This window comes from Bradyrhizobium sp. Arg237L (assembly GCF_029990105.1).
Taxonomy (GTDB): Bacteria; Pseudomonadota; Alphaproteobacteria; order Rhizobiales; family Xanthobacteraceae; genus Bradyrhizobium.
This window is the reverse complement of record NZ_JAQMIL010000041.1, coordinates 1-12,823: the sequence shown is the minus strand read 5'-3', so window position 1 is coordinate 12,823 and position 12,823 is coordinate 1. Positions and strand designations below refer to the sequence as shown.

The window sequence follows — 12,823 nt, the reverse complement described above, 5'->3', positions numbered from 1 at the left end:
CGCTCCGGCTTAACTCTGGAGACTTCCTCATGCGTGTCTTTGTTACCGGCGCCACTGGATTCGTTGGCTCCGCCGTTGTCCACGAACTGATCGCCGCCGGCCACCGGGTGATCGGTCTCACCCGCTCGGATACGGGAGCAGCGGCCCTCACCACTGCCGGCGCGGAAGTGCATCGCGGATCGCTCGAAGATCACGACAGCCTGCGCAGCGGTGCGGCGGCGGCTGATAGCGTGATCCATCTGGCCTTCAACCATGACTTCTCGAAATTCATCGAGAACTGCGAGATGGACCGGCGCGCCATCGAGGCGATCGGCGCCGTGCTCGAGGGCTCCGAACGTCCCCTGCTCGTCACCGGCGGTGTCGCGCTGCTGGCTCCGGGGCGCCTTGCGACCGAGGAAGATCCGCACGCCGCCAACTTCCCGCGCAAGTCGGAAGTTGCGGCCGCCGCTTTGGCTGCGCGCGGCGTGCGCGCCTCGGTCGTCCGTCTTCCGCCATCGACCCACGGCCAGGGCGATCACGGCTTCGTTCCGATCCTGATCCGCATCGCCCGAGAGAAAGGCGTCTCGGCCTATGTCGGTGACGGCCTCAACCGCTGGCCGGCCGCGCATCGGTTCGACGCCGCCCGTGTCTACCGCCTCGCGATGGAGCGCGGTGCAGCCGGAGGTCCGTTTCACGCGATCGCCGAAGAAGGCGTGCCGTTCAAGGAGATCGCCGCGGTGATCGGCCGCCGCCTGAACGTGCCCGTCGTCAGCAAATCCCCCGAAGAGGCGGCCGGGCATTTCGGCTGGTTCGCACAGTTCGCAGGCGCCGACGTCCCCACCTCCAGCGCGCGAACCCGCGCATTGCTTGGCTGGGAGCCGAAGCAGCCGGGGCTGATCGCCGATCTCGACCAACCCTGTTATTTCGAGGGCTGAGCCGGACTCCATTTCATCCCCAATGCCAGTGCTGCGCGCTGCCAGATCGAGCATCTGTTCGGACGGCTTGCGGATCGGAGAAGGCGCTCAGAAAGAACTTCGCGCCGTCTTCAGTGGACATGATCGATCTCCGTTCGGCGCGCGCCTTTGCGGGCCGAAAGTCGCGCATGGAAGTCGGCGCTCAGCATCGCCAGCGAAACTTCGCCGAGACGCGCGAGCAGGAGCGCCTCCGCATCATGAAACGCTTTGTCGAGCGCGGCATTGACGGCCTGTTCGACCAGGCAGTCCGGCGCATCGGTCCGATTGCCCATCGCAAGCAATGACGGGCAGCCCAGCGCGTCATAGACATCGCGCAACGTCACCTCTTCCAGATTGCGCGCCAGCACCCATCCGCCGCCATGCCCCCTTTCGGATCGGACGTAGCCGCAGTCGCGCAGCCCCGCCATGATCCGCCGGATCACGACCGGATTGGTGCACATCGCTTTCGCCAGCACCTCTGATGTCACGGGGCCACCGTGCTCGGCCATGTGCAGCAGCACGTGGAGCACCCCAGATAACCGGCTATCTCGTCTCATGTAACATCAAATAGTACATGGCCACTTATCGATCAAGCACCGCCTCGCCTACCTGACCTGGACCAACGGCAGGAACACGGTGTCGACCCAGGCTTTCCGCAGGGACGGCGGCGGCGCCGAAAAGTTCATGATGACGTGGTACCGAAAGAGGTCGCCGAGCAGAGAAGCCACCGGAGGCGTCAGCTTTGCTGCATCGATCTCACCGCGCTTCACGGCGCGTTCCAGAATCACCGAAAAAGGTCGTGCTCCACCTTCGATGAGGGCGGCGTGCAGATCCTTCGGTGTCGACCAGTTCTCCGAGAAATAATTGCTCGAAAACAGGGTGAAGGCCGCCGCCGTTCCGGCGGCGCGATCAGCCGCCCGCTTCAGAAACTCCAGCAACTCCGTTCGCACATCGCCCCGATCCGGCACCTCCAGTGGGTGCTTCGCCATTTGCCGCCGAATGGCCGCGATGGCGAGCGGCGCCTTTCCGTCCCATCGGCGCGCAAGCACGGGACGGCTCGTCCCTGCCCTTTCCGCGACCGCCTCCATCGTCAGCCCGGCATAACCGCGCTCGGCCAGTTCGAGCCACGCGGCCTCCAGGATTGCCTCTTCCAACTCCCCGCCACGACGTCGCTCGGCCATAATTATACTCACTCCAAATAAGATGCATTAATGCATCTTGACTCCAAGTTGCGGTTACGACTAGATGCATCAATGCATCTTATGCCCGGAGCCGCGCTGTGACAAGAATGCCCCATTCGCGGTTGCGAACTGTATCTCTGCCACTCGCTCTGATGGTGGCCGGATGCGCTTCCATGCCTCAGAAAACGGCGGGCACGCTGGCAACGTACAACAATCTGGGAGAGCAGAAGGGCATGCTCTCGAAGTCGAGGAATTACGTCGACGCCAACGCATTGGCGTCCGTGAAGACTGTGCGCATCGTTCCGACGACTTTTGCCCATAGTGCGTTGGCGCAGGTGAAGACGGCGCAAGATCGCGCGCTGGTCGCAAACGCGCTCGATCGCGAGGTCTGTGTCGCGCTGAGCGACAAGTTTCAAATCGTCTCACCACGTGAACCTGCCGACCTGAACGTTCGAACTGTCGTCACCGACGTGTTGCCGACCGACAAGGCCGCAGCCGGCGTGTCGACCGCGGTGACCTTGGGCACCGGCGCAGCCTTGCCGGTCAGCGTTCCGCGTCTTCCCATCGGCCTGGGTGGCCTTGCCGTCGAGGCAGAAGCCATCGACAGGAGCGGCGTGCAGCGCGCTGCGATGGTATGGGCCCGTGGCGCAAATTCGATCATGGACAACCCTCGCGTTTCCGAAGTCGGCGACGCCTATGGCTTGGCAACCAAGTTCGGCAACGAGTTCTCGCGGATGCTCGCCACCGGCAAGGAGCCGGGCGCCCTGGATATCTCGCTGCCCTCCGGTCAGCGCGTGCAATCGTGGCTGGGCGGCGAACCGAAATATGCCACATGCGACAACTTTGGTCGTGCGCCCGGCCTCATGGGACTTGTCGCCGGCAAGATCGGCGCCCCTCCGGAGTGGACCGACAAGACCCCGCGGGTCGCCCGCGATTGAGATACCTGCACCGTCACGACAGGCCGTAGGATGGGTAGAGCACAGCGAAACCCATCGCGATGGAGCAAGCCGTGCGAATTGATGGGTTTCGCTGCGCTCTACCGATCCTACGACTGTTGTCCCTGCGGCGTCGCCTGATTCAAATTTCAAACAGCTCTCCGCTGTCATCGTCCGGCTTGACCGGACGGTCCAGTATTCCAGAGGCAGTCGTGCTTGAGCCGAGAGGCCGCCGGTTACTGGATGCCCGCCTTCGCGGGCATGACGGTGGAGTGTGGTGAGGGGATGTGAGTCCGCATTCTCGCGGCGCGTTGCGCCCGAGGTTTGCTTCACTTTCCACCCTCCTCGAGATCAGAGGGCGCAGGGAAAGCCGGGTGCTGGTTGCACCCATGGGTCCCGTGCAACAAAAAGCACGGGGGTAGGACCACAGGTTCAACCGAAGCATTCCGGCTTTCCCTGCGCGATGGTTTACGGCTTACTTCGTGCTCTCCCCGGTGACCGGGCTCTTTTGCCACCGTCACCCGCGGCAGCTGTTGCTGCTCGCGAGCTTAGCGCCAGCGTCGGGGCGCCAGGACCACACGACTTCGCCGTCCGCGAGTGCCACGCTCGTCAGTCGCGACACCCTCGTCCACCGCATCCCACCGCAACGTTCGTGACGATCGCGACCCGCCCCTCATCCGCCGTGAGACGCGCGGAGTCATAGCGATGATTTGCCCGACGGGTTAAGCGGTTTATTTTTGCGAGATGGGATAGACAGACTTTTGGTGATTTGCCCGTCGGGTTGATTTGTCGCACGCCGCGCGCCAAATCCACGCTTGTCATTCCGGGGTGATGCCACAGGGTCCGCGCAAAGCGCGGCCCGGTGACAGGCTCCGCATCGAGCCCGGAATCCATTTCTCCGCCTGCGCATGCGTGAGCGGCCGGCCCCGCCTCGACCGCCGTTTTGCCTCGCGCTCGGGATTTGCGAACGCGATGGCGATGACGCCACCCACCAGCATAATGACCCCACACATGAAGAAGCCGGTGTTGAACCCGTCGAGCGGTGTCGTGGCGCTCTCAATAACACTGCCCATGACATAGGGTGCGAGCAGACCGGCTGAACTCGCAACTGCGGTGCCGATCGCGAGCAGTGCGCCCCGTTGCGCTACCGGAGTGATTTCACCAACGACGGCATTGCTGATGATGTAGATCGCCGAAGGCAGCGCCACCCCGAGTGTTGTCAGGGCAATCTTGACGGGGATGCCCGGAACGTACGGCAGCAGCGCCAGCGCAGCGCCGCCAAGGACGACACTCAATCCGCCGAGGATGCCGCGCGCCACTCTGCTCGATACGCCGCGTGACAGCAGGCGTTGCGAATACCAGCCGGTCGCAAGCATCGCGACCGCGCTGCCACCAGCGGGCAGCGCTCCCAGGAAACCGATCGAGCTTTGCGCAAGGCCAAGACCCTTGACCAGATAAGCGCCTTGCCACGAGAGCGCCAGCGACAGGGCCCAGTTGGCCCCGAACGACGCCGCCCAGCACGCCAAGATCGTGGGGCTCAGCAGCAATTGCGCGTAGCCGACCCGTAGGGACGATTGCGCTGCTTCCTTTGGCTTTGCGCTCTCGGTGTCCAACGCCCCTTCGCGGCCGAAGACAAGCCACAACGCGCACCAAACGAGGCCGACCAGGCCGAGCGAGCCGAACGCCCAATGCCAGGTCCAACGCACAATGATCCAGTTCAGCAGCGGCAATGCCACCAGGACGCCGATCGCCCCGCCTTGCAGAATGACAGCAGTCGGAAGGGTGCGCACTTCGTTGGGGAACCATTTGTAGGCGGAATGCAGCGCCACCGGTGCTGTCGGACCTTCACCGATCCCGAGTGCGATGCGACATGCCACCAGGGTTTCCAACCCAACCGAGCCGATCATCGGAAACTGCGTCAGCGCCCAGATGAAGCTCATCGCCAATAGCACCCAGCGCGTCTGTACCCGGTTGACGAGAAAGCCGGTCGCGACTGACGAGACTGCGAACAGCAAGTAGAAGCTGGAACCGACCAACCCGAACTGGCGCGGGCCCAGTTGCAGCTCCTGCATGATTGGCACTGCGGCGATCCCGATCACCGCCTTGTCGGCGAAATTGATCACCATGAACATGAAGAGCAGCACCACCACGATCCAGGCGCGGCTGCGGTCGCTAGCGCGCATTGGACCAGCTCGGGAGAGTGCGAGCCGCCCGGACCTGACCACGCGCCAACAAATAGAATGCAGCGACGTGCGTGATCATCAGCACAGGCACGTAGATGATCGGGATCGCGTAAGTGGCGCCCAACTCCCCCGCCAGCGCGGCTAGGCCGACCGCGTTGCCGTGGTAGTAGTCGACGATGATGTCGGCCGCGCCGACGAGATTGAAGGCGACGACGAACAGCCAAAACAGCGGACGTATGTTGACCGTGACAAGCGCCATGATTGCCAGCACCCCGGTTGCGAGGTCACCGTAGGCGGCGAAGGTGGCGAAGCCAGCCGGCAGATTGGGGCCGACGACGCCGGGAACGAGGAAGACGAGGCCGAAGAAGCGGAAGCTGTGCAGGGTTGCGATGGCGCGTTGCGCCTCGACCTGGTCCATCGCCTTGAGCTTGGGCCACACATACGCGCCGAAGCAAAGCAGCCACGGGACGTAGCCCATCACGAGATGTATCTGGAAAACGGTTGCCGGAGACATTGGACCTCCTATCAGGTGTTGACCGACGCGGCCTCGAACACTGCGCTCAGGATGCCGACCCGGCCCTCCATCAAGTTTCGTCCCAAGTTGGCTGCAAGCTGCGCGAAGTCCGGCCCCATCACCACGCCGAGATTGGGCGAAGGCGGCGGACCCGACGCACGCAACTCAGCGATCCAGGCTTTGGCGGCCTCTGTGTCGTCTCGCCATGCGACGTTGCGGAAACCGGCTGGTTCAATCGCCTCGCGCGTCGCGGCGGCGGTCAGAAGAAAACTTGTAGCCGGCGTTCGTGCCCAGGGAACGGGATAGTGCGGCTCGCCGTCGTTCAGCACGACATCGTAGATTGCAAACCTGCCGCCTGCCTTCAGCACGCGCCGGATCTCGCGGTAGAGCCGCGCCCGATCAGAGATGTTCATTGCCACATGCTGCAACAGCACGACGTCGAAATGGCCGTCGTCGAACGGAAGGTCCAGCGCGCTGGCTGTCTCAAACGACACCCGCTCACCCTGCCCCGTTCGCTCGGTCAGATAGCGCGCCGCATCCACGAATGGGTCGCTGAGATCGACGCCCGTCACCCGGCAGCCATAGGTCGCGGCCAAAAAGCGCGCCGGCCCGCCGACGCCCGAACCGACGTCCAGCACCGACATCTCGGCGGCAATTCCGGCCAACCTGGCAAGCTCGGCGGTCGCTGCGAGCCCGCGGGTGTGAAACTGGTCGAGCGCGGCCAGCTGCTGCGGCATCAGCCGCTGTTTCTCCGGCCCGAACGCCACGAGCGCCGTCTTCAGCCGCTCGGTCAGGCCGGTCGCGCGATAGTGATCGCGCACGCCATTGAGGATATCGGTCATCGCAACACTCTCCTAAAGCGTCAGGTCTCACCGCATAAATACGACCGCTTCCGGCGAGCGACTATCCGCGATAATGTCGATGAGCCATGAAGCACAACTTCACAGTCAGGCACGGCGCGCTCGACGGCGTGGAGGCGTTCCTGAGTGTCGCGCAGCACCGCAACTTCCGCAAAGCGGCCGCGGAACTCGGGGTCACTCCATCGGCGATCAGCCAGGCCGTGCGCGCCTTGGAGGCGCGCGTCGGTGCGGCGCTGTTCGTCCGCACCACGCGCAGCGTCGGTCTGACCGAAGCCGGTGAGCGATTCATCTCGCGCGCGAAGCCCGCCTTCGCCGAGCTCGTCGCCGCAAGCGAGGTCGCACGTGAGCTGGGGCAGCGCCCGGCCGGACTATTGCGCCTCTCGGTGCCGCGCGCGGTGGTGCCGTTTCTGTTGGAGCCGCTGATCGCATCCTTCTGCCGGACCTATCCCGAAGTCGAAGTGGAGATCGCCGCAAGCGCGGAACTGGTCGACCTTGCGGCCGAAGGGTTTGATGCAGGCATCCGGCTGGGCCAGTTCATCGCCGCCGACATGGTCGCGGTGCGGCTGACGCCGCCGTTCCCGTGGGTGGTCGTCGGCAGCCCCGAATATCTGCGGCGACGGCAACAGCCGGAGCGCATCGACGATCTGCGAGACCACGCCTGCCTGCGCATGCGCCGCTCGAACGGGTCGATTGCGCCCTGGCCCTTTGTCGACGGCAACAGGACGGTGGAGGCGATCGTCTCGGGACCGCTGATTGCCCACGACTACCCCACACTCCTCGAAGCGGCGATACAAGGCTTGGGCCTCGCGCAACTGCCCGGTCCGCTTGCCAGAGCGCCAATGGCTGAAGGCCAATTGCAAGCGCTACTGACGCCGTTCGCCGTCACCGTGCCGGGGGTCTTTCTGTACTATCCAGGGAAACGTCAGGTCCTGCCCAAACTGCGTGCATTCATCGAGCACGTGAAAAGCGAGAGCGCTGATGTGCCGCGCGGCGGCACGACCGCGAGGGGATCACGCAAGCTCAACCGTGCGAACAGCAGTTGACCCGGCGACCTGGTGGGTTCTGATGCAATTGTCAAACAGCTCTCCGCTGTCATCGTCCGGCTTGACCGGACGATCCAGTATTCCAGAGGCGTCAGAGCTTGAACCGAGAAGCCGCGGGATACTGGATGCCCCGCCTTCGCGGGGCATGACGGGGAGTATGTGAGGGGGTGCGCGTCCGCATTCTCGCGGCACGACATGCCCGAGCTGTCTAGGATAGTTAGCCGAGTACCGGCGTCCATCGTCTCAACGCGTGAAGAGAGAAGGTGTAACCCACCATGGTTGGTGCGAGGAATGGCTGATTACGCTTTCCGCCTCAGCTCTTCGAGCTGAGGCGGAAAACTAATCCGCCCGACGCTCGCTGGAGACGATACCGTCCCACCCAGCCATGGCAATCTCGGCTACAGCCTGGAGTTCGGCCCTGTCGGCGCCGTCACGGGCTCGGATCGCCATCCCGCTCTGCACAGTTTGCAGAAACCTCGCGAGCTTGGCGACATCGAGAGATTTTGGCAGCTCCCCTTCTGCGACGCCCTTTTCCAAACGAGCCGTGAGCACATCAAACGCGCCACCCCGTGCCGTACGCATCAGGTCGCCCAGTTCGGTGTGGCCATCGCTTCCAACCGTCGCCAGCGTGACCATGCATCCGTGAGGCAGGTCGCAATCCGATCCCGTCATTGCAGCCGCGGAGTCTCGCAGGTACGCCAGCGCCGCGTCGCGCGCCGTGGCGGCCTTGCGAAACCGCCCTAGGACCAAGTCCTCATAGGTCGCGGAGTAGAAGCGAAGCGCTTCGGCATACAGCTCGTCCTTCGAGCCGAAGGCGGCATAGAGACTGGTCGAACCCACGCCCATCGCCTCCGTTAGGTCTGCAACCGAAGTCCCCTCGTAGCCCTTGATCCAGAACAGCTTCATTGCCTGCGCCAGCGCGGCTTCACGGTCAAACGCGCGCGGCCGACCACGTCCACGGCGTGCGCATTCTGATGAGCACTGATCCTTTTTTTGCATCGATCACTACATAAACATATTGACGCCCCTGCGCAACGATTCTAGGAAATATGAAATATGCAACGATCACTGCATAAAAGGACGAATGATGATCAGTTTGGCCGGAAAACGGGCACTTGTGACCGGTGGCTCTCGGGGGATCGGGGCGGCCATCGCGCTCGTGCTCGCTGAGAACGGTGCGGACGTCGCCCTGACCTTTCAGCACGCCACCGAGCGCGCCCAAGCGGTGGTGACGTTGATCGAGCGGCATGGCCGCCGTGGCGTAGCCATCCAGGCCGACAGCGCCGATCCGGTCGCCAATAGACGGTCCGTCGATGAGGCCGTCGGAGCGTTGGGGGGGCTGGACATTCTCGTCAACAACGCCGCCATCGCGCTCTACGATACGATCGCCGACTTCAAGGTGGACGACATCGACGCGCTTCTCGCAGTCAACGTCCGCGGCCCCGTACTCGTCACGCAAGCGGCCATCCCCCACCTTGGCGCGGGCGGCCGTGTGATCACCATCGGTTCCGCCGGCGCAGAGCGCATCGTCGGGGCGACCGGTACGGTCTATTTCATGACCAAGTCCGCGCTGCAGTCCTTCACCCGCGGTCTGGCGCACGAGCTTGGGCCACGCGACATTACGGCTAATCTGGTCCAGCCGGGCTCAACCGACACCGACATGAACCCCGCGGACGGTGAGTTCTCGGACTTCCAGCGCAGCCTCATCCCGTTGGGCCGTTATGGCGCGCCTGCGGATATCGCCGCCGCCGTCGCCTTCCTCGCAAGTCCCGCCGCCCGCCAGATCACTGGGACCATCGTGAACGTCGATGGTGGGCTGTTGGCCTGAAGGCCCGCAAACTGATTGCAACAAAGGAGCAGACTAGAGCGTGATGACTTTTCTTCGAATCGTCATCGCGCTCTAGCTCTTTGTTTGAGCATGATCTCCGCGCAAACGCTTCGCGTTTGTCGCGAGGGAAAACCGGTGTCCACTTTTCCGGATCATGCTCTAATGTCAAATACGGACCTCAAGGAGTTCTATGGTCACTACATTGCGGCGATTAACGCCCGGGACCTCGAAAGCGTCGCAGAGCTGCTGCACGATGCCGTGACACGGCGACCGCCGCGCAGCAGCTGCAAAACCTGAACTAGGCCCGCAAGGCCTGCCTGAGGCCACTGTCAAAGCAAACTCACCTGTTAGGCGCTTCGAGCCCGTCAACTCCCGTCGGCTGAGCACCAACCCAGCTTTTCTGCGCTGATCCTTGGTCCGACTGATCGCTTGACGCCATCAACCCGTAAAAGGGTCGGCTACGCGAGCATGCCGCCGCTGCGGCTTACGCCTTGGCGGCGTTCTGCGCGGCCTCGAATACATCGCGTGCGGACGTCGTACCCGCTACGTGCTCCGTACCCTCGACTCCGAGGTCCATCCATCCTGCATTCACGGCCTCAAACATTTCTTCGGCAGGTCCGGTGTGGCCCTTCGGAATGCCGAATCGCTCGAACGCTTCCGCCCATCCTGCACGCGGGACTGCAAAGGCCTTCACGTCGAGATTCAGGACTTCACCCAATTGCTCCGCGACTTCATCCGCGCTGACCATCGAACCAAGCTCGAGGACGCGCTGCCCTGACCATGCTGGCCCGGTTAAAAGGGTTGCAGCCTCCGCGCCGATGTCGTTCGTCGCGACCATGGTCGATTTCCGGTTTGTCGGATTGTAGTAGACCGGTAGCGTTCCGCCCCGGGCGACCTGCAAGCCGTAGAGAAAATTTTCAAAGAATCCACCTGCGCGCACAAACGCGGTTGGCGATGTCAGGTCGCGAAAACCTTGCTCCAGAAGCGACAAGGCCGTGATCATCCCGAGCCCGCTTGTTCTGTTCGCGCCCATCGACGAAAGCGCAACCACTCGCGGCGGCGCTGCCTTGGTGAGCGCCTCGACATAGTTTGCAATCACGCCCTTTGCTTCTTTGTAATCGGGCGACGGCGCCCAGACAGCCGGCAACATGACGAACGCGCCGTCGACGCCTTTGAGCGCTTGCTCGATGGCTGTCGGATCATTCCAATCGCCGTCTACCATTTCCACGCCCTGGTTCACCCAGTTAGTCGCCTTCTCGCGATTGCGGACCAGCGCGCGTACCTCCTTGCCGTGCGCCAACAGATGTTCTGCCGTTGCGCCGCCAACTTTTCCCGTGATTCCCATTACTAAAAACATGTATTTTCTCCTGATCTTGGGGGCAGAGCCCCCTGTTGGTTCAGCGGATGAGCGGCAAAAGGGCCCGGACACGGGCATCACGCGCGTAGAGGCCGCCCCATGTCAGCGCGCCCAGCAACAGGGAAATGAGTTCCGGTGGCGATCCCAACTCACCGATGCGGACATGGGCACAGATGGCGCCGCCCAGAAAGCCCGTGACCAAGATCGCGCCGAGGACGGCGGTGGCCGGGACGGCGTAAAGGATGGCACAGGCGAGGATGATCGGACCTACGACACGGCTCAGGTCCATCGCAAACCCGGTTTCCTGCAACATGCTCGCGATCTGTGCCGGCGCGAAAAGCTGAATAGTGCCGTCTGCCACCAGAGCGACAACGACAGCTGCGGTCATTATCCGGCCGGCCCACAGGGCGCGATGCAAGTTCATGACTTCCGGCGCCTGATGAAGGTTCATAGTTTCAGACACTTGGCGTTCTCCGCGAGGGTCACCTGTCTTCGAGGCCCCCTACTTACTGTGTCTCCTGCGTGTGATAAATGCCGAGGAAATGAACTCACTGTTCCTCACGCGGTGAACAATGCGAAGGCTCGAAAATGCAGAATCTCGAACCCATCCTCATTTTCATAACGGTCGCGGAAATGGGGAGCTTCACCCACGCGGCCGATAGGCTGGGCATCCAAAAGGGGAGAGCCTCGACCGCGGTCCGGAAGCTGGAAGAAGATGTCGGTGTCAGGCTCCTGCACCGGACGACGCGCAGCGTGCAGTTGACGGAGGACGGACGCGCATTTCATGCCCGCGCCCGCGATCTTCTTGCTGAAGTTGATGATCTGCACTCAATGTTCGCGAGCGATCGAGTGGTACTTCGCGGGCGCTTACGGGTCGATCTTCCGACCGAGGTGGCGCGCACAACGATCGTGCCGGCCTTGCCGGATTTCATGGCGACTCACCCCGAGTTGGAGTTGGAGGTGTCGAGTACGGATCGGCAAGTTGATTTGGTTCAAGAGGGATTTGACTGCGTATTGCGGCTTGGTCCCATCAGGGACGAGACGCTGATTGCCCGCCCGCTGGGCCTGTTGCGTATGGTCAACGCTGCCAGTCCCGCCTATCTGGCGCGCTATGGCGTTCCTCGATCGCTAGAAGATCTCCAGCGTCAGGAACATCGGACAATTCATTTTTCGACGATGCTGGGCGCAAGACCCTATGGATGGGAATATCCGGACGGCGACAGCTACGCGACGCTTCAGTTGCCAGGTGCGCTACACGTCAACAGCGCGCAGACCTACGAAGCCGCTGCCCTCGCCGGCCTTGGCCTGATTCAGGCGCCACTCTTGGGGATTGGCCGATACTTGGAGAGTGGAGCGCTTGTGGAGATCATACCCGATTTTCGTCGCCGGCCGCTCGCCGTGTCCCTCGTCGTAGCACATCGGAGCAATCTGTCGCGCCGAGTGCGTGCATTCATGAAATGGATCGAAGATGTGCTGACGCCGTATCTGGAATAGCGAGCCGAACATCTTCGTCCGGCCCTCGATGTCAACGGCGGAGTAATTTCAGGCCACTGAGCCGAGCCTCCGACGCGCAATAGATATCCGGGAAGACCACTTGCTGCCGTGCCGCTTTCAGCAACTATCAATATCGATCGGTCCACTTTTCTCGAATCCACTGGCAACGCCGCAGCGCCGACATAGCCGAAGACTACCGTCAGCAGCGCGAGGGATTGACCCGCGATTTTCGCTTGGAGCGATCGCAGCTAGGCTTCCGACTGGATTATGGCAAGCGTCGCCGGCGACCCACCGCGCGTCAGTCGCGCGATAGGGACAGCCCGGCGAGAAGCGGAGCGTACGCGGCGAGCCTGCGGGATACGAACTCCGCGAAGAGCCGCACGCGCTTCGTCTTCCGTGTCTCCCCCTGTGTGAGAAGCCAGACCGTTCCGTACATGTGCAGGTCGGTGCCCGGCACCCTCACCAGCAGCGGGTCGGCATCGCCGACGAAGCACGG

At 62.9% G+C, this 12,823-nt stretch carries 13 protein-coding genes and 1 pseudogene; 5 read left to right on the top strand and 9 right to left on the bottom strand.

The window, feature by feature from the left end; genetic code table 11:
• Nucleotides 1–29 precede the first annotated feature (29 nt).
• Nucleotides 30–914 (top strand): SDR family oxidoreductase, encoded by an 885-nt coding sequence (locus OZ411_RS23740; RefSeq protein WP_282529894.1) that lies wholly within the window; start codon nucleotides 30–32, stop codon nucleotides 912–914.
• 110 nt (nucleotides 915–1,024) lie between these two features.
• Here OZ411_RS23740 and OZ411_RS23735 read toward each other — a convergent pair whose 3' ends face one another.
• Both OZ411_RS23735 and OZ411_RS23730 read right to left on the bottom strand, forming a co-directional pair.
• Nucleotides 1,025–1,489, bottom strand: a complete 465-nt coding sequence (locus tag OZ411_RS23735) for an Rrf2 family transcriptional regulator (protein ID WP_282529893.1) — start codon at nucleotides 1,487–1,489, stop codon at nucleotides 1,025–1,027.
• Nucleotides 1,490–1,537: 48 nt separating this feature from the next.
• Nucleotides 1,538–2,113 (bottom strand): TetR/AcrR family transcriptional regulator, encoded by a 576-nt coding sequence (locus tag OZ411_RS23730; RefSeq protein WP_282529892.1) that lies wholly within the window; start codon nucleotides 2,111–2,113, stop codon nucleotides 1,538–1,540.
• Nucleotides 2,114–2,220: 107 nt separating this feature from the next.
• Here OZ411_RS23730 and OZ411_RS23725 point away from each other — a divergent pair, with 107 nt between their 5' ends.
• A complete protein-coding gene (locus OZ411_RS23725) occupies nucleotides 2,221–3,051 on the top strand; it encodes a DUF3313 domain-containing protein (protein ID WP_282529939.1) in 831 nt (276 codons plus the stop codon).
• 815 nt (nucleotides 3,052–3,866) lie between these two features.
• On the opposite strand, the gene OZ411_RS23720 is transcribed toward OZ411_RS23725, so the two are convergent.
• The 3 genes from OZ411_RS23720 to OZ411_RS23710 are packed head-to-tail and all read right to left on the bottom strand — an operon-like array spanning nucleotide 3,867 to nucleotide 6,587.
• The gene (locus OZ411_RS23720) at nucleotides 3,867–5,231 is read right to left on the bottom strand and encodes an MFS transporter (RefSeq protein WP_282529891.1); all 1,365 of its coding nucleotides are present in this window, start codon (nucleotides 5,229–5,231) and stop codon (nucleotides 3,867–3,869) included.
• The gene (locus OZ411_RS23715; protein WP_130582016.1) at nucleotides 5,221–5,745 is read right to left on the bottom strand and encodes a hypothetical protein; all 525 of its coding nucleotides are present in this window, start codon (nucleotides 5,743–5,745) and stop codon (nucleotides 5,221–5,223) included. Before OZ411_RS23715 ends, OZ411_RS23720 begins: the two co-directional genes overlap by 11 nt.
• 11 nt (nucleotides 5,746–5,756) lie before the next feature.
• The gene (locus OZ411_RS23710) at nucleotides 5,757–6,587 is read right to left on the bottom strand and encodes a class I SAM-dependent methyltransferase (protein WP_282529890.1); all 831 of its coding nucleotides are present in this window, start codon (nucleotides 6,585–6,587) and stop codon (nucleotides 5,757–5,759) included.
• Nucleotides 6,588–6,673: 86 nt separating this feature from the next.
• Here OZ411_RS23710 and OZ411_RS23705 point away from each other — a divergent pair, with 86 nt between their 5' ends.
• Nucleotides 6,674–7,648 (top strand): LysR family transcriptional regulator, encoded by a 975-nt coding sequence (locus OZ411_RS23705; protein ID WP_282529889.1) that lies wholly within the window; start codon nucleotides 6,674–6,676, stop codon nucleotides 7,646–7,648.
• A 339-nt stretch (nucleotides 7,649–7,987) separates the two neighbouring features.
• Here OZ411_RS23705 and OZ411_RS23700 read toward each other — a convergent pair whose 3' ends face one another.
• Nucleotides 7,988–8,554 carry a TetR/AcrR family transcriptional regulator gene (locus tag OZ411_RS23700; RefSeq protein WP_130582019.1) on the bottom strand — a complete coding sequence of 189 codons (567 nt, stop codon included), beginning with the start codon at nucleotides 8,552–8,554 and terminating at the stop codon, nucleotides 7,988–7,990.
• Between the two features lie 181 nt (nucleotides 8,555–8,735).
• Between OZ411_RS23700 and OZ411_RS23695 the strand changes: the two genes are divergently transcribed.
• Nucleotides 8,736–9,476 carry an SDR family oxidoreductase gene (locus tag OZ411_RS23695; protein ID WP_282529888.1) on the top strand — a complete coding sequence of 247 codons (741 nt, stop codon included), beginning with the start codon at nucleotides 8,736–8,738 and terminating at the stop codon, nucleotides 9,474–9,476.
• A 484-nt stretch (nucleotides 9,477–9,960) separates the two neighbouring features.
• On the opposite strand, the gene OZ411_RS23690 is transcribed toward OZ411_RS23695, so the two are convergent.
• Nucleotides 9,961–10,833 carry an NmrA family NAD(P)-binding protein gene (locus OZ411_RS23690; RefSeq protein WP_282529887.1) on the bottom strand — a complete coding sequence of 291 codons (873 nt, stop codon included), beginning with the start codon at nucleotides 10,831–10,833 and terminating at the stop codon, nucleotides 9,961–9,963.
• Nucleotides 10,834–10,873: 40 nt separating this feature from the next.
• Nucleotides 10,874–11,296: a DoxX family protein gene (locus OZ411_RS23685; RefSeq protein ID WP_282529886.1), complete on the bottom strand. Its 423-nt coding sequence runs from the start codon at nucleotides 11,294–11,296 to the stop codon at nucleotides 10,874–10,876.
• Between the two features lie 125 nt (nucleotides 11,297–11,421).
• On the opposite strand from OZ411_RS23685, the gene OZ411_RS23680 reads away from it, so the two are divergent.
• On the top strand, nucleotides 11,422–12,327 hold the full coding sequence (locus tag OZ411_RS23680) for a LysR family transcriptional regulator (RefSeq protein ID WP_282529885.1): 906 nt from the start codon (nucleotides 11,422–11,424) through the stop codon (nucleotides 12,325–12,327).
• Between the two features lie 298 nt (nucleotides 12,328–12,625).
• On the opposite strand, the pseudogene OZ411_RS23675 reads toward OZ411_RS23680, so the two are convergent.
• Nucleotides 12,626–12,823: pseudogene (locus OZ411_RS23675) on the bottom strand (LysR family transcriptional regulator); the annotation flags it as partial.

What these genes read in the sequence shown, in the direction of transcription:
- OZ411_RS23740 (WP_282529894.1), top strand. Translation starts at nt 30, where the DNA reads ATGCGTGTCTTTGTTACCGGCGCCACTGGATTCGTTGGCTCCGCCGTT.
- OZ411_RS23735 (WP_282529893.1), bottom strand. Translation starts at nt 1,489, where the DNA reads ATGAGACGAGATAGCCGGTTATCTGGGGTGCTCCACGTGCTGCTGCAC.
- OZ411_RS23730 (WP_282529892.1), bottom strand. Translation starts at nt 2,113, where the DNA reads ATGGCCGAGCGACGTCGTGGCGGGGAGTTGGAAGAGGCAATCCTGGAG.
- OZ411_RS23725 (WP_282529939.1), top strand. Translation starts at nt 2,221, where the DNA reads ATGCCCCATTCGCGGTTGCGAACTGTATCTCTGCCACTCGCTCTGATG.
- OZ411_RS23720 (WP_282529891.1), bottom strand. Translation starts at nt 5,231, where the DNA reads ATGCGCGCTAGCGACCGCAGCCGCGCCTGGATCGTGGTGGTGCTGCTC.
- OZ411_RS23715 (WP_130582016.1), bottom strand. Translation starts at nt 5,745, where the DNA reads ATGTCTCCGGCAACCGTTTTCCAGATACATCTCGTGATGGGCTACGTC.
- OZ411_RS23710 (WP_282529890.1), bottom strand. Translation starts at nt 6,587, where the DNA reads ATGACCGATATCCTCAATGGCGTGCGCGATCACTATCGCGCGACCGGC.
- OZ411_RS23705 (WP_282529889.1), top strand. Translation starts at nt 6,674, where the DNA reads ATGAAGCACAACTTCACAGTCAGGCACGGCGCGCTCGACGGCGTGGAG.
- OZ411_RS23700 (WP_130582019.1), bottom strand. Translation starts at nt 8,554, where the DNA reads ATGAAGCTGTTCTGGATCAAGGGCTACGAGGGGACTTCGGTTGCAGAC.
- OZ411_RS23695 (WP_282529888.1), top strand. Translation starts at nt 8,736, where the DNA reads ATGATCAGTTTGGCCGGAAAACGGGCACTTGTGACCGGTGGCTCTCGG.
- OZ411_RS23690 (WP_282529887.1), bottom strand. Translation starts at nt 10,833, where the DNA reads ATGTTTTTAGTAATGGGAATCACGGGAAAAGTTGGCGGCGCAACGGCA.
- OZ411_RS23680 (WP_282529885.1), top strand. Translation starts at nt 11,422, where the DNA reads ATGCAGAATCTCGAACCCATCCTCATTTTCATAACGGTCGCGGAAATG.